This is a genomic window from Delftia sp. GW456-R20 (assembly GCF_001622915.1).
In the GTDB taxonomy this organism is placed as follows: domain Bacteria; phylum Pseudomonadota; class Gammaproteobacteria; order Burkholderiales; family Burkholderiaceae_C; genus Comamonas; species Comamonas acidovorans.
This window is the reverse complement of record NZ_LWCN01000004.1, coordinates 131480-151183: the sequence shown is the minus strand read 5'-3', so window position 1 is coordinate 151183 and position 19704 is coordinate 131480. Positions and strand designations below refer to the sequence as shown.

The 19704-nt window shown below is 67.4% G+C and carries 19 protein-coding genes; all 19 read left to right on the top strand.

The window, feature by feature from the left end; all coding sequences use genetic code 11:
* The first annotated feature begins 8 nt into the window (after positions 1-8).
* The 19 genes from A4F85_RS06425 (at position 9) to A4F85_RS06335 (ending at position 19704) form a co-directional block, all read left to right on the top strand.
* Positions 9-797, top strand: coding sequence for a PEGA domain-containing protein (locus tag A4F85_RS06425; RefSeq protein ID WP_063326055.1), 789 nt, complete (start codon positions 9-11; stop codon positions 795-797).
* Between the two features lie 8 nt (positions 798-805).
* Positions 806-1294 (top strand): TssQ family T6SS-associated lipoprotein, encoded by a 489-nt coding sequence (locus A4F85_RS06420; RefSeq protein WP_224986306.1) that lies wholly within the window; start codon positions 806-808, stop codon positions 1292-1294.
* 42 nt (positions 1295-1336) lie between these two features.
* Positions 1337-3439, top strand: coding sequence for a type VI secretion system-associated FHA domain protein TagH (gene tagH / locus A4F85_RS06415; protein ID WP_063326054.1), 2103 nt, complete (start codon positions 1337-1339; stop codon positions 3437-3439).
* The gene (locus tag A4F85_RS06410) at positions 3436-4224 is read left to right on the top strand and encodes a PP2C family protein-serine/threonine phosphatase (RefSeq protein ID WP_034393863.1); all 789 of its coding nucleotides are present in this window, start codon (positions 3436-3438) and stop codon (positions 4222-4224) included. The genes tagH and A4F85_RS06410 overlap by 4 nt, the downstream gene beginning before the upstream one ends.
* A gap of 19 nt (positions 4225-4243) precedes the next feature.
* Positions 4244-4843 carry a type VI secretion system lipoprotein TssJ gene (gene tssJ / locus A4F85_RS06405; RefSeq protein WP_013802365.1) on the top strand — a complete coding sequence of 200 codons (600 nt, stop codon included), beginning with the start codon at positions 4244-4246 and terminating at the stop codon, positions 4841-4843.
* A gap of 17 nt (positions 4844-4860) precedes the next feature.
* Positions 4861-6195, top strand: a complete 1335-nt coding sequence (gene tssK / locus A4F85_RS06400; protein WP_012205669.1) for a type VI secretion system baseplate subunit TssK — start codon at positions 4861-4863, stop codon at positions 6193-6195.
* A 21-nt stretch (positions 6196-6216) separates the two neighbouring features.
* Positions 6217-7548 (top strand): DotU family type VI secretion system protein, encoded by a 1332-nt coding sequence (locus A4F85_RS06395; protein WP_013802364.1) that lies wholly within the window; start codon positions 6217-6219, stop codon positions 7546-7548.
* Positions 7549-7552: 4 nt separating this feature from the next.
* Positions 7553-11209, top strand: a complete 3657-nt coding sequence (gene tssM, locus A4F85_RS06390) for a type VI secretion system membrane subunit TssM (RefSeq protein WP_063326053.1) — start codon at positions 7553-7555, stop codon at positions 11207-11209.
* Positions 11191-11895 (top strand): type VI secretion system-associated protein TagF, encoded by a 705-nt coding sequence (tagF, locus tag A4F85_RS06385; RefSeq protein WP_063326052.1) that lies wholly within the window; start codon positions 11191-11193, stop codon positions 11893-11895. The genes tssM and tagF overlap by 19 nt, the downstream gene beginning before the upstream one ends.
* Positions 11896-11952: 57 nt before the next feature.
* Positions 11953-12978, top strand: coding sequence for a type VI secretion system protein TssA (gene tssA, locus A4F85_RS06380; protein ID WP_063326051.1), 1026 nt, complete (start codon positions 11953-11955; stop codon positions 12976-12978).
* 48 nt (positions 12979-13026) lie between these two features.
* Complete coding sequence (locus A4F85_RS06375; RefSeq protein ID WP_063326050.1) at positions 13027-13677, top strand: peptidoglycan recognition protein family protein; 651 nt, start codon at positions 13027-13029, stop codon at positions 13675-13677.
* Positions 13668-14081, top strand: a complete 414-nt coding sequence (locus A4F85_RS06370; RefSeq protein ID WP_063326049.1) for a hypothetical protein — start codon at positions 13668-13670, stop codon at positions 14079-14081. The genes A4F85_RS06375 and A4F85_RS06370 overlap by 10 nt, the downstream gene beginning before the upstream one ends.
* 132 nt (positions 14082-14213) lie before the next feature.
* Entirely contained in the window at positions 14214-14756 is a 543-nt protein-coding gene (gene tssB, locus A4F85_RS06365) for a type VI secretion system contractile sheath small subunit (RefSeq protein WP_012205675.1), read from the top strand.
* A 28-nt stretch (positions 14757-14784) separates the two neighbouring features.
* Positions 14785-16278 (top strand): type VI secretion system contractile sheath large subunit, encoded by a 1494-nt coding sequence (tssC, locus tag A4F85_RS06360; RefSeq protein ID WP_012205676.1) that lies wholly within the window; start codon positions 14785-14787, stop codon positions 16276-16278.
* 117 nt (positions 16279-16395) lie between these two features.
* Positions 16396-16767: a hypothetical protein gene (locus A4F85_RS06355; RefSeq protein WP_013802359.1), complete on the top strand. Its 372-nt coding sequence runs from the start codon at positions 16396-16398 to the stop codon at positions 16765-16767.
* A gap of 20 nt (positions 16768-16787) precedes the next feature.
* Complete coding sequence (locus A4F85_RS06350; protein WP_224986303.1) at positions 16788-17327, top strand: hypothetical protein; 540 nt, start codon at positions 16788-16790, stop codon at positions 17325-17327.
* 48 nt (positions 17328-17375) lie between these two features.
* Positions 17376-18182: a type VI secretion system accessory protein TagJ gene (locus A4F85_RS06345; protein ID WP_063326047.1), complete on the top strand. Its 807-nt coding sequence runs from the start codon at positions 17376-17378 to the stop codon at positions 18180-18182.
* Between the two features lie 47 nt (positions 18183-18229).
* Entirely contained in the window at positions 18230-19162 is a 933-nt protein-coding gene (locus A4F85_RS06340) for a hypothetical protein (RefSeq protein ID WP_043823013.1), read from the top strand.
* 17 nt (positions 19163-19179) lie between these two features.
* On the top strand, positions 19180-19704 hold the full coding sequence (locus A4F85_RS06335) for a hypothetical protein (RefSeq protein ID WP_063326046.1): 525 nt from the start codon (positions 19180-19182) through the stop codon (positions 19702-19704).

The following is a 19704-nucleotide window of genomic DNA, read 5'->3' as shown; positions in this document are numbered from 1 at the left end:
CGCGGCCCATGGCTCGACTGATGAACCACCGCTGGCGATGGATGCTGTGCACTGCAGTGCTCGGCCTGCCCTGCCTGGCGCATTCCCAGGCGGCATGCGAAGAAGCCGCGCCGGCCCAAACCGGCTCGGCAGGACGCCCGCAGCTGGCGCAGGGCATTGCGCTGTTCGAGGCGCGCGACCTGGCCCAGGCCGAGCGTGCGCTGCAGGCGGCGCTGTTTGGCGGGCTGGCCGATCCCATGGAGCGGGCCTCTGCCCACAAGTACCTGGCCTACACCTATTGCACGCACAAGGAATGGGCGCGCTGCGAGGCGGCCTTCGATTCCGCGTTCTCCGCACACCCGGGCTTTGCACTGCAAGCCTACGAAACCACGGGTACGCCGTGGCGGGACGCCTACAGCCGCGCCCAGGACCGTTGGATCCAGCGCTGCCCTTCAGCGCAGCGGCTGCGCACGGCGCCTGCGGCACCCACGGCCGGTGGCTTTGCACTGAACAGCCGCGTGATCACCTCGATCACCGCCCTGACACCCGGCCTTGCTCCAGCGCGCTCCGCCGCGCTGGCCGCACGGTCTGAGACGCCACGGACAGATCACAACCTGCGCCTGAGGGTCAGCCCCTGGGCGAATGTGCTGATCAACGGCAAGCCGTCCGGCGTCACCCCTCCCGTCGTGCTGCTCAAGCTGGCGCCAGGCTCCCACACGGTGGAGCTGCGCAATCCCGGCTTCGAGAGCTATCGGCAGGTGATCCGCATCACCGACGGCCAGTCGGTGACCCTTTCCCATGACTTTGATGCCCGCTGACCATGTCCATGACCCTGAATATTCCTCACTCCATCCAGCGCCTGACCCTTGCCCTGGCCGTTGCCTTCGGCCTGGCCGCGTGTGAAACCGCGCCCAAGCCCGTGGAGCCCGAGCCGGCCCCGACCGTGGTCCAGCCTCCGGAGCCCGTCAAGCCCGTGGACCCCGTGGTGATCAAGGAGCAGGAGCTGGTCGAAGCCATCCAGCTCTATGTGGACGGCCGCTATGAGGACGCCATCACGGCGCTGACGCCCCTGTCCACCGCACAGGAACTGCCCATGAGCAGCCAGGTCAAGGCGCTGAAGTACATCGCCTTCAGCCACTGCGTGGAAGGCCGCCGCAAGCCCTGCCGCCAGCACTTCGACATGGCCCTGGCCCTGGACCCCACCTTCCAGCTGACCGAGGCCGAAAAGGGCCATCCCATCTGGGGCCGGGAGTTCAACAACGCCCGTGCCGCGCTGCGCAACAAGCGCCCTGCGCCCGCGCGCAAAGCCTCCTGAGGCATCCCGACGCTTCCTGAAAACTGCCTAGCCTAAGACTCCATGGACAAAATCGAACTCAGGGTCGTGGACCACGATGGCGTTCCGGTCGATCGCCACTGGCATGCCGTATTCGGCATGGCCGGCGGCACGATCGGACGCAGTGGCCAGAACAAGCTCATCATCTCGGACCCGGACGCTTCCGTCGCGCGCGTGCACGCCATGGTCAGGCTGGATTCCGAGGGAGCCTTTGTTGCGAACCTGAGCGAGCGTGATCCCATCTGGGTGGCAGAGCAGCCCGTGCGTTCGGGCCAGGAAGTGGGCCTGCCCCTGGGCGCGCGCATCCGTATCGGCGCCTACACCCTGGCCGCCGTGGCGCCGGGCACGCCTTTCGAGGCACCGCCTTCGGCTGCAATGCAAAACGCGCAAGCCACACAAGCCACACAAGCCACACAAGCCACACAAGCCGCGCAAGCAACGCAGGCAGCGGCCCCACCCGCCACAGCCGCCCCGCAGCCCCAGATCGTCCCGCCTCCCGTCGCCGCCCAGCCCCCGCTGCCGGAACCAGCGCCGCTGGCAGAGGCAGCGCCGCTGGCAGACGTATTGCCTGCCGCCGCCCCCGGCATCGCCGATCCCTGGGAAGGCCTGACGGCACTGAGCCTGGATGCCATCCAGACCCCTGCCGTGCCTTCGATCGAGAGCGCCATCCCGCCCGAGCAGGCTGCACTGGCCATGCCACAGCCCGCCAAGCCGCAGCATCGCCCCCTGCTGATCCCCAATGATTTCGACCCCTTTGCTCCGCCGCCCCAGCAGGCTCGGCAGCAGGAGGAAGGCTGGGCCGGCCTGCCATCGCAAGGCACGGGCGATCTGATACAGCAGCGCCATGACGGCATGGTCCACACCCTGCCGCTCAAGGGCCTGAGCACCGAGGCCTTGCATGATGCCTCCCATACCGGCCTGCCTTCGTGCTTCGAGCAATCCCAAAAGCTCGACCCGCTTGCGCTGTTCGACCAGGGTGGCCTGCCCCCCGATGCGCAACCGCTGCAGCAGGCCTCGGGCCGGGGCTCCGAACTGGGCCAGGCCTTCAATCTGCCGCGCATGCAATCGCATGCACAGCCCGCGGAGCCGGTGCCACCGCAGGAGGCGGCAGCACCGGCCCAGCACGCACTCCCGCCCGTGATCGATACCGTGATTCCTGCAGTGCAGGAGCAGCTGCCTGTACAGGTAGAGGCGCGTGCACAGGTACAGGCACAGGACATCCCGGTTGCCGCGCCTGCCCCGGCGCCCGTGCCCCAGATCCCCGCCGAGCCGGCCGCGCTGGACGGTCTGCTGCCCACCAATGGACTGGATCTGGACCTCTTCAAGTCCGGTCTTGCCCACGTTGCGCCCGTCGCCAGGGCGGCCGTTGCCCCTACCTCGGCCCCCCTTGACGCAGGCGTCGACGTCAATATCCCCTCGGCCTCCAGCATCCTCGGCCAGGGCGACGCCGCCATCCCCATCGGCGCCCTGCCCTCCACCGCCGCGCCTGTCGATATTCCCGTGCAGCCCCAGCCGGCCGCCAACGCCGATCTGCAGGCACTGGCCGCAGCCTTCATGGAGGGCGCAGGCCTGAACCCGGCCAAGACCCATTTCGAGGTCACACCGGAATTCATGCGCACTTTCGGCGAAGCCCTGCGCATTGCCGTGCAGGGAACCATCGACCTGCTGGCCGCGCGCTCCGAGATCAAGCGCGAGTTCCGCGCCGGCGTGACCATCATTGCCACGGGCGCCAACAACCCGCTCAAGTTCCTGCCCAATTCCGAGGGCGTGCTCATGCAGATGGTCCACCAGACCTTCCCGGGCTTCATGAAGCCGCTGCCCGCCATGCAGGACGCCTTCCAGGATCTGCATGTGCACCAGCTGGCTCTGATGGCCGGCATCCGCGCCGCCTATGCCGAAGCCCTGACCCGGTTCGATCCGACCGAACTGGAGCGCCGCACAGAAACCAATCCCGGCCTGCTGGACAAGCTGTTGACCAATGGCCGCAAGGCCGCGCTGTGGGACGACTACAAGCACAACTTCGACGTGCTGCGCCGCCATGCCGAGGACGACCTGATGGCCTTCTCGGGCCGCACCTTCGTCGAGGCCTACGAAAACGCCGAGCAGTCCGTGAAAGGCCAGCCGTGATCGCCTACCTCGACGGAGCCGGCCACCGCTACAGCATCCAGGTGGCCAGCGCCTCCCACAGCGGCAGGCGTTCCAGCAACGAAGACGCCATGGGCCTGATGGACCTGGGCGCCGGCGGCCTGTGCTGCACGCTGGCCGACGGCGCTGGCGGACACGGGCACGGCGAGCTCGCCGCCCAGCTCACCGTGCAGGCCGTGGTGGATGGCTTCCGGCAGAACCCGCTGTTCGCCCCCGCCAGCCTGGCCTCCCTGATTTCCCAGGCGGAGCACCGCGTCAGCGGCCAGCAGTCCACCTCGGTCTCGCGCATGCACATGAGCGCCACCGTGGTGGTGCTGTGCATCGATCCCGAGCAGGGCCGGGCCCTGTGGGCGCACTGGGGCGACTCGCGCCTGTACTGGTTCCGCGCGGGCCGCATGCACCTGCGCACCGAAGACCACAGCCTGGTCCAGCAGCTGCTGCACGCCGGCCTGTACGAAGAGAACGACCCGCGCCGCCTGCCCAACCGCAACGTGCTGGCCGGCGCCATTGGCGCCGAGGGCCAGGTGCCGCCCAGCATCCGCGCCGACGCCGTGGCCCTGGAGGCCGGCGATGTCTTCCTGCTGTGCTCGGACGGCCTGTGGGAAGGCATGCACGAGTCGGAAATGGAGCAGTTGCTGGCCGCCAGCCAACGCCCCGACGAATGGATACAGCGCATGGTCGGGCGCGTCGTATCCAGCGGCAATCCGCACCAGGACAACCTCAGCGCGCTGACGGTGTGGATCTGCCCGCGTGAAACCAATGACTGACATCGAGACAGGAGAAGCCATGTGGAGATCAGAGGAACCGCAGGGATCGCAGGGGCGCCGGCAGGCGCTGCAAACGCTGGGCGCCTTGGGCCTGGGCACGGCCGTGGTGACCGGCCTGGCCGGCTGCGGCTCCCTCAACCCCCTGAGCCGCGCGCCCGAAGTGGCGCCCACAGCCGTGCCCACCGCCATATTCGAAGTGGTGGCGGACATGGACATCAACCCGGACCGTGAAGGCATTCCCAAGCCCGTGCTGCTGCGCATCTACGAGCTGCGCGCCTCCGCCGCCTTCGACCGCGCCGGCTTCTTCGACCTGCAGGACAAGGACGACGGCCAGCTGGGCAGCGACTTCGTGCGGCGCGAGGAATTCCTGGTCGCGCCCGGCCAGCGCCAGGTCATAGAGCGCAAGGGCAACCCCGATGTGCGCGCCTTCGGCCTGTTCGCCGCCTACCGCGATCTGGAGCGCAGCACCTGGCGCGCCTCGGCCGTCGCGCCCAACTCCGTGGAGCTGCGCAGGCGCTGGTGGGGCATGGGCTCCACCGAAAAGCTGCAGCCCGTGCGCTACCAGGTGCACCTGACCCGCGAAGAGGTCACCGTCCGCATTCAACCCGCATCCCAATAAACGCACATCTATCCACCATGGTCTGGCAACGCAAAGTCATCTGGGCCGAGGGCATGTTCCTTCGGCCCCAGCACTTCCAGCAGCAGGAGCGCTTCCTGTTCCGGCAACTGCAGTCACGCAGCCTGCCGGGGCAGCCCTTTTTCTGGGGCTTCTCGGAGCTGGAGCTGGACACCGATCTGCTGCGCATGGGCAAGCTGGGCATCCGTTCGGCCCACGGCGTACTGCCCGACGGCACGCCGTTCCAGCTGCCGGGCGACGACGAGGCGCCCACCCCGCTGGACATCGGCAAGGACTTCAAGGACGTGGTGGTCCACCTGGCGCTGCCGCTGCGCCGCTTCTCGGGCAGCGAAGTGACCTTTGGCGAAGGCTCCCAGAGCCCTGCGCGCTATCTCAGCGACGTGACCGAAGTGGCGGACAGCAACGACGTGGGTGCCCAGCCCGCCGAGGTGCAGCTGGGCCGACTGCGCCTGAGCCTGCGCCCCGCCCACGAGCTGACCGAAGGCTGGGTCAGCCTGCCCGTGGCCCATGTGGTGGAGCGCCAGGCCAGCGGCGGCGTGCTGCTGGAGCCCGGCTTCATCCCCACCGTGGTCAACAACGGGCCCAGCTCGGTGCTCAACACCTTCTGCAAGGAAATCCACGGCCTGCTGCGCCAGCGCGGCGAAGTGCTGGCCCAGCGCATGATCCAGCCCGAGCGCGGCGGCATCGGCGAGGTCGGCGACTTCCTGCTGCTGCAGCTCATCAACCACTGGACGGGCGCGGCCCAGCACTGGGTGCGCACCGCCAGCATCCACCCCGAGCGCCTGTTCGAGGAACTGCTGCGCCTGGCCGCAGAGCTGACCACCTTCGACCACGAGCGCCGCCGCCCCGAGGTGCTGCCCGCCTACGACCATGACGACCTGCGGCGCAGCTTCCCGCCGCTCATGCTGGAGCTGCGGCGCAGCCTGTCCTCGGTGCTGGAGCAAAACGCCATCCAGATCCCGCTGCACGACCGCCAGTACGGCGTGCGCGTGGCGCTGATCCCGTCCACCGAACTGCTCACCACCTGCGACTTCGTGCTGGCCGCCCATGCCCAGACCACGCCGGAATTCCTGCGCACCCACTTCCCCACCCAGACCAAGCTGGGCCCCGTGGAGCGCATACGCGACCTGGTGAACCTGCACCTGCCCGGCGTCACGCTGCGGCCCCTGCCCATTGCCCCGCGCGAGATTCCCTACCACGCGGGCTACAACTATTTCGAGGTGGACACCACGCACGACCTGTGGAACCAGCTGCAAAGCTCCGGCGGCCTTGCCATGCACGTCTCCGGCGAATTCCCCGACCTGCAACTGGAGTTCTGGGCCATCCGCCGCTGACGGCGCGACGCATCTTCCGACATGAACAGTTCCAACATCAGCCACCAAATGCCCTGGGGCGGCGACGCCGACACGGGCCGTGCCGAAGGCGCGGCCAGCGCCGCGCCTGCGCCCGCCGGCCAGGAGCCGCTGCGCTCCAACCTGCCCGACGTGGTCAGCGGCGGCAACCCGCTGGTGGCCGCCGCCAACCGGCTGCTGAACCTCATCCCCCAGATCCGCGCCATGGTCACCAACGAGGACCCGCGCGCGTTGCAACAACTGCTGCTCGAACACATCCGCGAGTTCGAGCAGCGAGCAGGCGCCAGCGGCGTGCCCATGGAAACCATCATCGGTGCACGCTACTGCATCTGCACGGTGCTGGACGAGACCGCCGCCCAGACGCCCTGGGGCAGTGCCGGCGTCTGGCCCAAGCACAGCCTGCTGGTCGCCCTGCACAACGAAACCTGGGGCGGCGAGAAGTTCTTTCAGCTGCTGGCCCGCCTGGTGCAGACGCCGCACCAGCACATCGACCTGATCGAGCTGCTGTACTACTGCGTGATGCTGGGCTTTGAAGGCCGCTACCGCGTGATCGACAACGGCCGCGCCCAGCTGGAGACGCTGAAGGCGCGCCTGCTGCAGCTCATCGAATCCACGCGCGGCGACCGCAGCAGCCTGCTGTCCGTGCACTGGCGTGGCGTGCAGCGCCTGGCCTCGCCGCCATGGGCCATGGTGCCGCTGTGGGTGGCGGCAGCCATCACGCTGCTGCTGGCGTTCTTCATCTACCTGTGGTTCAGCTACCGGCTGTCCAACAGCTCGGACGATCTGTTCGCCGCCATCAACGAGATCCGGTTCCCGCGCACCTCGGCGGCTGCCACCGTGGCCACCATCAAGCCGCGGCTGCGCCAGTTCCTGGAGCCCGAGATCCGCGAAGGCCTGGTCAGCGTGCGCGACGAGGCCGACCGCAGCACCGTCATCCTGCGCGGAGACGGCCTGTTCGACCCGGCTGCCACCGTCGTGAAGCCCCGCTACGTGCAGGTCATCCACCGCGTGGCAGCGGCCCTGGACGAAGTGCCGGGCAAGGTCGTCGTCAACGGCTACACCGACAACCTGCCCATACGCACGGCGCGCTTCCCGTCCAACTGGAACCTGTCGCAGGAACGTGCCCAGGCCGTGTCCCAGATGCTGGGCGGCTCGCTGCGCGACCGCCAGCGCCTGCATGCCGAGGGCCGTGCCGACAGCGACCCCGTCGCCCCCAACAACACGGCAGAAGGCCGGGCGCTGAACCGGCGGGTGGAAATCGTCCTGCTGGTCGCGCCCCAGCAACGTGACCAGCAACTGCAGGCCCTGCCTGCCGCACCCGAGACCAGGAACTGATCCCATGATCCGTCGCATCGCCTCATGGCTGTTCAACCGCTACATGCTGGAGCTTCTGGGCCTGGTGGCCCTGAGCCTGCTCATCTGGTTCGTCGGCCCGCTCGTCTTCATCCAGCCCTACCAGCCGCTGGGCAGCCCCACCGTGCGCTGGTGGATCATCGCCGGCCTGTTCATCCTCTGGTTCCTGCGCCTGCTGCTGCGCTGGTGGCGCGCACAGCGCATGAACGAGCACCTCATGACCGGCCTGGCCCGCCTGACCTCGCCGCGCGAGGCGGACGGCACGCCCGCAGCAGGCTCCGAGGAAGTGGCCGAGCTGGAGTCGCGCTTCAAGGAAGCCCTGGACACGCTGAGCAAGACCCGCTTCGGCCAGACCGAAGGCGGCCTGTTCGGCCGCTGGAACAAGCGCTACATCTACCAGCTGCCCTGGTACCTGATCATCGGCTCGCCGGGTTCGGGCAAGACCACGGCCCTGATCAACTCGGGGCTGGACTTCCCGCTGGCGGCCCAGTTCGGCAAGCGCGCCATCCCCGGCATAGGCGGCACGCGCAACTGCGACTGGTGGTTCACCGACCAGGCCGTGCTGCTGGACACGGCCGGCCGCTACACCACCCAGGAAAGCGATGCGGAGCAGGACAAGGCAGCCTGGAAGGGCTTCATGCAGCTGCTCAAGCGCTTTCGCGGACGCCAGCCCGTCAACGGCGTGATCGTCACGCTCAGCGTGCAGGAACTGCTCAGTGCCAGCGACGCCGAGCGCGCCCAGCTGGCCCAGCTGATCGGCCTGCGCCTGAGCGAGCTGTGCGAGGAGCTGACCATCCGCTTCCCTGTCTACGTGCTGGTCACCAAGAGCGACCTGCTGGCGGGCTTCAACGAGTTCTTCGGCGCCATGAGCCGCGAGGAGCGCGCCCAGGTCTGGGGTTTCACCTATCCCTATGACGAAAAGACCCAGCGCTCGCCCGCCAGCGACCCGCAGGCCGCCAGCGCCCTGTACATGGAGGAGTTCGACGCACTGGTCGCCCAGATCAACCGCCTGCTGCCCCAGCGGCTGATGACCGAGCCCGACCTTGCGCGCCGCAGCCTGCTCTACGCACTGCCCCAGCAGTTTGCCGGCCTCAAGGACGTGGTGCGCGACACGCTGGATGCGGCGTTCTCCGCCTCGCGCTTCAAGGAAAAGCCGCTGCTGCGCGGCGTCTACTTCACCAGCGGAACGCAGGAGGGCATGCCCTTCGACCGCGTGATGTCGGCCCTGTCGCGCCGCTTTGCGCTGCGCGGCCGCCTGCCGGCCGATGCCGTGCCACAGCAGGGCCGCAGCTACTTCCTGGAGTCGCTGTTCAAGGACGTGATGTTCAACGAGTCCGGCCTGACCGGGCGCAACGCCAAGAAAGAGCGCCAGCTGCGCCTGATGCAGGCCGCCGGCCTGTGCGCCCTGCTGCTGGCCCTGGGCGGCGCGGCCCTGGCCTGGACGCTGAGCTACGAGAACAACCAGCGCTACCTGAACGAAGTGGCCGACAACGCCGGCACGCTGCGCCAGGCCGTGGAGGAATCCAAGGCCACCGACCCGGACAACGTGGTCGCCCTGGTGCCCATGCTCAACCACGCGGCGCGCGTGGCGCAGAGCAGCCGCTTCGAGGAATCGGCCCCGCTGGGCTGGCGCTGGGGCCTGCTGCAGGTGCCCAAGGTGCAGACGGCCGCCCACGCCACCTACCTGCGCCTGCTGGAAGACGCCTGGCTGCCGCGCCTGAGCAGCCATGTCGCGCGCTCGCTGCGCCAGGTCAGCACCGGCAGCCCCGAGGCCAGCTACGAAACGCTCAAGGCCTATCTCATGCTCTATGAGCCCGACCACTTCGACGCCACCTTCGTCAAGGCCTGGCTGCGCAGCGATTGGGAAAACACCCTGCCCCAGCATCTGGTGCAAGCCGGCCTGGTGGAGCAGCTGTCCGAGCACCTGGACCGCCTCATCGACGGCCGCGTGGTGGTTTCCGCCCAGCCCATCGACGCCAACCTGGTCGCCGAGGTGCGCCAGCGCCTGGCCCAGATGTCGCCCGCCCAGCGCGCCTACAGCCGCCTCAAGCAGCTGCTGAACACCGGCGACAAGCTGCCGCCCGACTTCAGCGTGGTGCGTGCCAGCGGGCCCGAGGCGCCCCAGGTCTTTGCGCGTGCCAGCGGCAAGCCACTCACCCAGGGCATCAGCGGCCTGTTCACCTATGACGGCTACCACGGCCTCTTCCTGCACGAGCTGCCCAAGGTCACCACCTTGCTGGCCAAGGAGGAAACCTGGGTGCTGGGCCAGGCCGAAGGCCGGCGCAGCGTGGCCCAGGAAGTGCTGACGGGCCAGCTGGCCAACGAGGTCAAGCGCCTGTACCTGATGGAGTACGCGCGTCTGTGGGAAACCTTCCTGGCCGACATCCGCCCCATACGCACGGCCTCGCTGGAGCAGGCCGGCGAGCAGGCCCGCCTGTACTCGTCCGCCAACTCCAGCCTGGAGCAGTTCATCCGCGCCGTGGCCCGCGAGACCACGCTGGCCCGCCGCCCGGACCAGCAGGAAGGCGGCAGCTCGGGCAGCACCAGCAGCTGGCTGGGCGAGAAACTGCAGCGCATCCGCGAGGAACAGCACCAGCTCAGCCGCCTGACCGGCAAGCCGCTGAACGTGGGCGGCATGCTGGCCACGGGCACGCTGGAGGCCGACATCGTGGACTTCCGTTTCCGCGAATACCGGCGCCTTGCCACCAGCAACGGCTCGGGCCCCGCGCCCATCACCGCCAGCCTGCAGGTGCTCAACGAGGCGGCGGCCGTCATCGCCTCGGCGCGCCAGCAGGTGATCCAGGGCGGCGGCGTGCCTCCCTCGCTGAGCGGCACGCTGGAGAAGGTGCGCTCGGAAGCCAAGCGCGTGCCGCCTCCGCTCAACAGCATGTACGAGGCCCTGGCCACGTCCACCTCGTCCTTCGTGGGAAGCAGCGTGCGCAGCACGCTGGGCGGCAACCTCAACGCCACCATCGGCGACTTCTGCCGCCGTGCCATCCTGGGCCGCTACCCCTTCACGCGCAGCGCCACGCGCGACGTGACCACGGACGACTTCGCCCGCCTGTTCGCCACCGGCGGCACCATGGACGAGTTCTTCCGTACCCAGCTGCAGACCATGGTGGACATCTCCACCGTGCCCTGGACCTTCAAGCAGGGTGTGGACGGCACGCCGGTGGGAGGCTCTGCCTCGCTGGCCGCCTTCCAGCGCGCGGCCTCCATCCGCGACGTGTTCTTCCGCGCAGGCGGCAACACGCCCGGCATCCGGCTGGAGATCAAGCCGCTGGACATGGACGCCTCCATCTCCCAGATGGTGCTGGACGTGGACGGCGAAATCGTGCGCTACCAGCACGGCCCGCAAATCCCCAAGGCCGTCTCCTGGCCGGGCACGCGCGGCACCGGCCAGGCCCGGCTGCAGATCACGGCTGCCGGCGCCCAGAACACCGGCATCGTGACCGAAGGCCCCTGGGCGCTGCACCGCCTGTTCGACCGTGCCCAGATCCTGCCGGGCAACTCGCCCGAGCGTTTCACGGCCATCTTCACCATCGACGGACGCAAGCTGCGCATGGAAGTCACCACCAGCAGCGTCCTCAACCCATTCCGGCTCAAGGCCATGGAGGAATTCGAATGTCCGGACCGGCTGTGAACGCCATGACCCTCCAGCGACCCTGCGCCGCCTGGTGGGGCAAGCTGCCAAGCCAGGGCGATTTCGTCGGCCGGCGCATGCCCCACGCACTGACCATGCGCTGGGACGAGTGGCTGCGCAACGGCATGGACCAGCTGCGCAGCGATGCGGCCGACAACTGGTCCACGCGCTTCGTGCACTCGCCGCTGTGGTTCTTCCTGTGCCCCGCCTCCATCCTGGGCCAGCCCATGGTGGGCGTGATCGGGCCCAGCTCCGACCGCATCGGCCGGCTCTTTCCGCTGGCCATCATGGCCACGGTGGACGGCAGCTCCGGCATGCCGGCGTCGGACCAGGACATCGAACGCTTTCTGAGCGGCGCACGCGATGCGCTCATCGACGCCCGGCGCCTGCCCCTGTCGGCCCAGCAGCTCGATGAGCGGCTGGCCACCCTGCAATGGCCGTTCCAGCAGGACGGCCGCACGCAGGACAGCACCTCCATCCACAGCCTGCTGGCGGACCTTGACATGGGCGCCTCGCAAGGCAACGCCGCGCGCCTGCCGCGCATGGACTGGCGCGCCTGCATGCGCCCGGGCTCCACCACCTCCGTCTGGTGGATCTCGGCCACGCCGCGCCACGCCCCTGACGAAGTGGTCCAGCACGAAGTGCTGCACCGCCGCCTGTTCACCCGGCTGTTCAAGGGCGCCTGAGTTCGTCCAGATCGCACCGTCCACTCCACACCATACCCAAGCAACACCGACCCGCCCATGGCCAATATCCAGGACCTGCTGACCGAGACCGCCGCCGAGCCGCCCTGCGGCCCGGACCTTACCTATGACAACGATTTCCAGGCCATGGAAAGCGCTGCGCAGGGCAAGGTAGAACAGCAGTTCGGCGACACCGTCATCCCCGCCGAGCCACCGGACTGGCGCGACGTGGAGCGCCAGGCCTCGGCCCTGATGCAGCGCACCAAGGACCTGCGCGTGGCCGTGCTGCTGTGCCGTGCCTGGACCATCCTGCACGGCCTGCCCGGCACGCTGCAGGGCTTGCAGCTGTGCGGCGCCCTGCTGGAGCGCCACTGGGAGCATGTCCACCCCCTGCCCGAGGATGGCGACGACTACTTCATGCGCATGAACGCCCTGGGCACCCTGTCGGACGTGACAGGCTTTGTGCGTGACCTGCGCAACGCCGACTTCCTGCGCGGCGCGCTGGGCCAGATCAGCGTGCGCGACGCCGAACTGATGGCCAAGGGCAACGTGCCCGAGGACCTGCCGCACCTGACCGCCGACGAATTGCGCATGGCCTCGGCACGCGCGCATGCCGAGGGCCACGAAACCCTGCTGGCCGTCACCCCCGCACTGCAGGAACTCGACCAGATCCGCGCCTGCTGCGAACAGCACCTGCCCAGCCACCAGCAGCCCGAGCTCGACGGCCTGCGCCAGCTGCTGCTGGCCCTCAAGCAATGGCAGCCCCAGTCCACAGGCGATGCCGACACGGATGCTGCAACCGAGCCGGCCGCACAGGCCGGCACCGGGGACGGCCTGGCAGACCAGCCCGCGCCCGGCGCACCCCACACCCCAGCGCGCAACCGCGAACAGGCGATTGCCCAGTTGCTGGAGATCGCCGCCTTCGTGGAGCGCACCGAGCCCTCCAACCCCGCCCCCCTGCTCATCCGCCGTGCCGCCCGCTTCATGCGCATGGGCTTCATGGACATCCTGCGCGAACTGTCGCCCGACAGCCTGGCCCAGGTGGAAGTGATCACGGGCGCCCACCTGCAGGAGCAGCAGACATGAGGGCCACCGCCAAGAACGAGGCGCTGTTTAAACGAAAGGATGCAAGCAATGCTTGAAGTCGACAAGAACGGGATGGTGAGCAACAACGCACGCATCCTGCCGCGACGCACAACGGCCATTGAGCGCGCGGCCATGCCCACGGTCCGAGGGATCATCGTCCACCAGACGGGTTCCTCCACGGAGCAGGCTGTTTTCAACAGCTACCTGGTCCCTGGCGCTAACGGGGCGCACTTCCTCATCAGCAAGCAGGGCACGATCTACCAGACAGCTTCGCTGTATCGGCGGACCAACCACGTTGGCAACGTGCGCGCACGCTGCCTGGCAGAGCATCGGTGTACTGCAGCGGAGATCAAGCAGTACAGCAAGAGCGGCCCCAAGGCCATCAGCCGCACGGAGATGACCAAGAGCGTCCCTGAGCGCTACCCCTCCAACCTGGACAGCATCGGCATTGAAATCGTTGGCATCGCGTCGTTGCCTCCGAGCAAAAAGATGCCCCCGAATCTCACGCCCAAGAAGCAGCAGGAGTTCATCAACGAAAACGCCGTCTACGAGGCAGTGAACGGGCCTCAGCAAAGCGCGTTGAGCTATCTGGTGGAAGAGCTGAAGAACAGCCTGCAGATTCCAGGAACCGAAATTCATCGCCACCCGGCAGTCAGCTACAAGAACGTTACCGAAGCGGAGACCGCGACATGGCCATGAAATGGTGTCTCGCCGTAGCGTTTGGCTTCGCCGTGACGGCCTTTGCGGATACACGCTCCAAGCCCGTCATAGAGCGCATCACGATCCCGGTCAGCGCCGCCAAAAGCGAAGATCCGAATATCCATTGCGATTCACTGCGCATTGACGAAAAGCGTGTGCGCTATTTCCTGCGCCACGCCAGGCCCAGCAGCCAGTTCAATTACGCGCGTGCCTATGAAACCGGTAGTTGCAGCGCCAGTGCCGTCGTGCGCTTCAAGGGTGGCCGCGAATTCCGGCTGGCCATCGATGACGGCACCGGCTGGGGAACCACAGAGAGCAAACGCTCCGTGTCCTACCTCTATTGCGAAGCCTGCACTGATCTGCTGGAGCCGGACTTCGACTTCAAGGAGCCAGCGTCCCCATGACATCTGCGCCTTTCCACGGCTTTGACCGTTTCCACACGGCCTCTTGCGCCCTCAGCCCTTCGGTCCGCCGCAAGGCGGGACTCCAGGCTTTTTACTTCTGCGACCTATTTTTTTCTTGAAAGGAACACCCGCATGTCGCTCACCAAAACCGGCAAGAGTGGTCAGAAATTCATCGCGCGCAACCGTGCGCCTCGCGTGCAGATCGAGTACGACGTCGAGATCTACGGCTCGGAAAAGAAGGTGCAGATCCCCTTCGTGATGGGCGTGCTGGCCGATCTGTCGGGCAAGCCCGTCGACCCGCTGCCCGAAATCGCCGACCGCAAGTTCCTGGAAATCGACATCGACAACTTCGATGCGCGCATGAAGTCCATCAAGCCCCGCGTCGCCTTCCAGGTGGACAACACGCTGACGGGCGAGGGCAAGCTCAACATCGACCTGAGCTTCGAGAGCATGGAGGACTTCTCCCCCGCCGCCATCGCGCGGCGCGTGGGCGCGCTCAACTCGCTGCTGGAGGCACGCACCCAGCTGCACAACCTGCTGTCCTACATGGACGGCAAGCAGGGCGCCGAGGAGCTGATCGGCAAGGTGCTCAAGGACCCTGCGCTGCTCAAGTCGCTGGCCGCCGCGCCCAACATCACTGCCCCGCAGGCCTCGGGCCCTGCATCCGAGGCTTGAGGCAGCACATCAGGAAGGCAAGCACGTCATGAATACCGCAACCCAACTCGAACAATCGACCCAGGCGCTGGCCGGCAGCGAATTCGGCAGCCTGCTGCAAAAGGAATTCAAGCCCAAGACCGATCAGGCCCGCGAAGCCGTGGAAGCGGCCGTGCAGACGCTGGCCCAGCAGGCCCTGGGCTCGGCGATCACGCTGTCCAACGATGCCTACCAGACGGTGCAGGCCATCATTGCCGAGATCGACCGCAAGCTGTCCGAGCAGATCAATCGCATCATCCACCACGACGACTACCAGAAGCTCGAAGGCGCCTGGCGCGGTCTGCACCACCTGGTGACCAACACCGAGGTGGACGAGATGCTCAAGATCCGCGTCATGAACATCTCCAAGAAGGAGCTGCACCGCAATATGCGCCGCTTCAAGGGCGTGGGCTGGGACCAGAGCCCCGTCTTCAAGAAGGTGTACGAAGAGGAGTACGGCCAGTTCGGCGGCGAGCCCTTCGGCTGCCTGGTGGGCGACTACCACTTCGACCACAGCCCGCCGGACGTGGAGCTGCTCGGTGAAATGGCCAAGGTGGCTGCCGCGGCCCACTGCCCCTTCATCTCGGGCGCGGCGCCTGCCATCATGCAGATGGAATCCTGGCAGGAGCTGGCCAACCCGCGCGACCTGACCAAGATCTTCACCAACACCGAGTACGCCGCCTGGCGCAGCCTGCGCGAGTCCGACGACGCCAAGTACATCGGCCTGGCCATGCCCCGCTTCCTGGCACGCCTGCCCTACGGCGCGCGCACCAACCCGGTCGATGAATTCGATTTCGAGGAAGAAACCGACAGCGGCGACCACGGCAAGTACTGCTGGGCCAACTCGGCCTACGCCATGGCGGTCAACATCAACCGCTCGTTCAAGTACTACGGCTGGTGCACCTCCATCCGCGGCGTGGAATCGGGCGGCGCGGTGGACAACCTGCCGGCCCACACCTTCCCCACCGACGATGGCGGCGTGGACATGAAGTGCCCCACGGAAATCGCCATCAGCGACCGCCGCGAGGCCGAGCTCGCCAAGAACGGCTTCATGCCCCTGGTGCACCGCAAGAACTCGGACGTGGCCGCCTTCATCGGCGCCCAGTCGCTGGCCAAGCCCGCCGAGTACTACGACTCCGACGCCACGGCCAATGCCAACCTGTCGGCGCGCCTGCCCTACATGTTCGCCTGCTGCCGCTTCGCGCACTACCTCAAGTGCATCGTGCGCGACAAGATCGGCTCCTTCCGCGAGCGCACCGACATGGAGCGCTGGCTCAACGACTGGATCATGAACTACGTGGACGGCGACCCGGCCAACTCCTCGCAGGAAACCAAGGCCCGCAAGCCCCTGGCCGCCGCCGAGGTGCAGGTGCAGGAAGTCGAGGGCAACCCCGGCTACTACACCTCCAAGTTCTTCCTGCGCCCCCACTACCAGCTGGAAGGCCTGACCGTGTCGCTGCGCCTGGTGTCCAAGCTGCCTTCCGTGAAGCAGGGCGCGAAGTAAGACTGTCCGCCCACCTGGCTCCTGGTGCCGACACGCTCGCACCAGGGCCAGGCCCCATAACAAGAAACAGGCCTGGAGAAGCTTTCCCCTCCAGGACCCAACTCAGAGAGGCTTTTCATGCCCTGGAATGTAGACAACGCCGTCGCCACCCTGCAGACCAATGCCCGCGCCAGTTCCGCCGGCTACTGCGCGCGCTATGTGCGCGATGCGATCGGCGCTGGCGGCATCGCACTGCAGCGCACGCGCGATGCCAAGGACTACGGCACCAGCCTGGTGGCCGCCGGCTTCACACGCTACGACGCCATGCCCGAAGGTGGCTACAAGAAGGGCGATGTGGCGGTGATGCAGGGCTTCACCTCCTCGCCTGCAGGCCACATGCAGATGTTCGACGGAAGCGTCTGGATCTCGGACTTCAAGCAGAACGGTTTCTGGGCAGGCCCCGGTTACCGCACCCACAAGCCCGCTTTCAAGATCTACCGCCATCCCTGATGAGCCCATTGAGCCACGCCATGAACGCCTGTTCCAAAGCTTTTTTCACCCTGCTGCTGGCCGGTACGGCCTGCGCCACGGTGCAAGCCGCCCCTGCCACGGCAGCGGATATCACCACCCTGTTCACCGACGCTCTGCATTGCCGCATCGAGTTTCCCGATGGCCGCGACGAAGCGCTGGCCCAGCGCCTGCGCGCGCAGGGCGTGACCGTGGTGGACCGCGCGCCCGGCGAAAGCCTGGACCTGCTCTACCTGTTTGCCACGCCGCTGGAGATCGATGGCACGCAGGTGTCCTCCATCACCGTGCGCGGCGGCAGCGGCAGCATTGTCGCGGCGCGCGCCACGGGCAGCCTGCAGGCGCTGGTCCAGCGCACCAAGGCCCGGCCACAGGCGCGCAGCAGCTGGAACCTGGAAGGTTTCGGCGAACTGCCCGCCCAGTACGCACGCGCCATGCCGCTCAGAAAGGGCCTGGACGAGACGCCACCGCGCATCGTCATCGGCCATGTGGCCGGCGAGGCGCCCGACGCCGTGCGCTGGGGCTGCCGCTCCTACGACGACTGACCGGGGCGCAGCCGCACCCCGCCCCTCTCTTTTTCCTGCGTTTTCACCATGCCCCTGCCCAGCTTCACCTCACAGCTTTCCCTGGACGAGCAACTCAAGGCCCTGAAGGACCAGATCCGCCAGGCCCCGGCCTCGGTGCCCCTGCGCGTCTACTACTTCCAGCTGCTGTGCGTGCTGGGCGAATGGCAAAAGGCGCTGGAGCAGTTGCAGCTGTGCGCCCAGCTCGACCCGTCGTGCGAGCCCATGGCGCGCGCATACCGCGAGGCCATCCGCTGCGAAGTGCTGCGCGCCGAGGTCTTCGCCGGCAAGAAGAAGCCCTTTCTCATGGGCGAGCCCGCGCAATGGCTGGCCTGCCTGATCGACGCCCTGGCCCATGAAGGAGCGGCCGCCCAGGACCTGCGGGCCCGCGCCCTAGACGAAGCGCCCGCCACGGCCGGCCACATGGGCGAGCACCGCTTCGAATGGCTGGCCGACAGCGATACCCGCCTGGGGCCCGTCTGCGAGCTGCTGGCGCACGGCAGCTACTACTGGCTGCCCTTCGACGCCATTGCACAGATCGGCTTCGAGCCCGTGCAGGACCTGCGCGACCTGATCTGGCTGCCCTGCGAGGTCACGCTGCGCGAGGGCGGCGCGCTGCAGGGCTTCATGCCTGCGCGCTATCCGCTGGTGCCCGGCGATGACGACGCCGTCCGCATGTCGCGCCGCACGCAGTGGAGCCCGCTGGACACAGATGCCTCCGATCCTGACGAATCCTCGGGCCACGTGGCCGGCCACGGCCAGCGCACCTGGGTCACCGACTCCGAGGACTTTCCCATGCTGCAGGTGCGCCAGCTCACGCTGAGCACCGCTGCCTGATACCCCGCCCCTTTTTCATCACCCGCAAGACCAGACACCTGCCCACAATGTCCGCATCGATTGCCTTCACCCTCTTCCAAGTCAACTACGCCAAGTCCATCGCTGATGAGATGGAACGGCGCCAGCTGGATGTCCTGGTGCTCACGCCCCTGGAGTACCTGGGCATCCTCGCGGACAAGGCACGCATCGACCCGCGGCTCGCCTCCCGGCTGCACGCCATCCTGGCGCAGACGCCGCTGGGCGAGTACTGGACCAAGGTGATGAGTCCCAACGTGGGCGAGCCCTGGGTCGCGCCTGCGGCCCTAGGCTCCATGGATGCCTACATGATCGCCAGAACCCTGCAGGCCCTGGGCATGGCCGGCGTGGGCTCCTACGTCAAGACCACGTCCAGCGGCACCTACATCATCATCAGGGGCCATGCGGGCCTGCGCGGCCACCTGCTGCGCGGCACGCGCTACCTGGCCTCCAACCCGCGCATGGTGCAGATGGGCCTGGGCATGCGCGGGCTGCAGAACGTGGCCAGGGGCGGCTTCATCCTGGGCGTGGTGGTCTCCAGCCTCATCGAGTCGCTGGACTTCATGTTCAACGACGAAAAGACCATGCACGACCTGGTCGGCGGCATTGGCGTGGAGGCCGTCAAGGCCGGCCTGGCCACCATGGTTGGCCTTGGCATAGGCGCTGCCGTGGCTGGCGCCACCGCCGTGGCCGTGCTCCCGCTGGCCGCCATGGCCGTGGCCGTGCTGGTCACAGGCATGGCGCTGAATGCAGCCGACCAGAAATGGCAGATCAAGCAAAAGGTGATTTCCGCCCTGAAATCCCTGACCGATGACACGCCCCAGGGCCTGTACCGCGTCAACACCCAGTCGCCCGAATGGAAGAAGCTGAACCAGGACAACGGTCAGCAGCCCGACGGCGACATCGCCTGCGCGCCCGGCCCCGGCAGTACCGGCCTCTTGTGCAGCATCAACCGCCAGAAGTGACAGGGACCGAATACTCCATGCAAGACCGCGTCCGCCAGAACCGCAGGAACGCCATCTGGGCCATCCCCCTTGGCATGGCCCTGCTCGCGGCCAATGCGTACCTGGTGCTGGCGGAGATTGCGCCCGACATCCGGGGCCTGCTCGATCGCGCGCCTGCCGTCAGGATCACGCCGCTGTCGCCACTGGCCATCACAGCGCTGGCCTTCCCGCTGGTGATGGTTGCAGCGGTCATCGCCAATGCCATCCCCTGCAGCAAGACCGTGCTCAAGAAGGTGGAGTACGCACTGATGGGCGTCCTCGCCATCAATGTGCTTTCCATTGCCGTGTCCTTTCTGGTGGTTGCGCCACTGCAGCACTACGCCATGCCCCGGATGGGATACGAGCGCTGCAACATCCTTCAAGGCCATCCCAGCATGTATTTCACCGACTGGGTCAGCAACCCCGCATGGTGCGTGCGCGGCAAAAGCCGTGAATGGGTGAATGAGCAGGCGCTGCTGGCCGGCGCGGCAACCGCTTCCGAAGGGGGCCGCGATGCGCATTGA

Coding starts and splice junctions, on each gene's coding strand:
- tssJ (WP_013802365.1), top strand. CDS start 4,244: ATGTGGAGATCAGAGGAACCGCAGGGATCGCAGGGGCGCCGGCAGGCG.
- A4F85_RS06395 (WP_013802364.1), top strand. CDS start 6,217: ATGAACAGTTCCAACATCAGCCACCAAATGCCCTGGGGCGGCGACGCC.
- A4F85_RS06335 (WP_063326046.1), top strand. CDS start 19,180: ATGCAAGACCGCGTCCGCCAGAACCGCAGGAACGCCATCTGGGCCATC.
- tssK (WP_012205669.1), top strand. CDS start 4,861: ATGGTCTGGCAACGCAAAGTCATCTGGGCCGAGGGCATGTTCCTTCGG.
- tssM (WP_063326053.1), top strand. CDS start 7,553: ATGATCCGTCGCATCGCCTCATGGCTGTTCAACCGCTACATGCTGGAG.
- tagH (WP_063326054.1), top strand. CDS start 1,337: ATGGACAAAATCGAACTCAGGGTCGTGGACCACGATGGCGTTCCGGTC.
- A4F85_RS06345 (WP_063326047.1), top strand. CDS start 17,376: ATGCCCCTGCCCAGCTTCACCTCACAGCTTTCCCTGGACGAGCAACTC.
- A4F85_RS06425 (WP_063326055.1), top strand. CDS start 9: ATGGCTCGACTGATGAACCACCGCTGGCGATGGATGCTGTGCACTGCA.
- A4F85_RS06350 (WP_224986303.1), top strand. CDS start 16,788: ATGAACGCCTGTTCCAAAGCTTTTTTCACCCTGCTGCTGGCCGGTACG.
- tssA (WP_063326051.1), top strand. CDS start 11,953: ATGGCCAATATCCAGGACCTGCTGACCGAGACCGCCGCCGAGCCGCCC.
- tagF (WP_063326052.1), top strand. CDS start 11,191: ATGTCCGGACCGGCTGTGAACGCCATGACCCTCCAGCGACCCTGCGCC.
- tssB (WP_012205675.1), top strand. CDS start 14,214: ATGTCGCTCACCAAAACCGGCAAGAGTGGTCAGAAATTCATCGCGCGC.
- tssC (WP_012205676.1), top strand. CDS start 14,785: ATGAATACCGCAACCCAACTCGAACAATCGACCCAGGCGCTGGCCGGC.
- A4F85_RS06420 (WP_224986306.1), top strand. CDS start 806: ATGACCCTGAATATTCCTCACTCCATCCAGCGCCTGACCCTTGCCCTG.
- A4F85_RS06375 (WP_063326050.1), top strand. CDS start 13,027: ATGCTTGAAGTCGACAAGAACGGGATGGTGAGCAACAACGCACGCATC.
- A4F85_RS06355 (WP_013802359.1), top strand. CDS start 16,396: ATGCCCTGGAATGTAGACAACGCCGTCGCCACCCTGCAGACCAATGCC.
- A4F85_RS06370 (WP_063326049.1), top strand. CDS start 13,668: ATGGCCATGAAATGGTGTCTCGCCGTAGCGTTTGGCTTCGCCGTGACG.
- A4F85_RS06340 (WP_043823013.1), top strand. CDS start 18,230: ATGTCCGCATCGATTGCCTTCACCCTCTTCCAAGTCAACTACGCCAAG.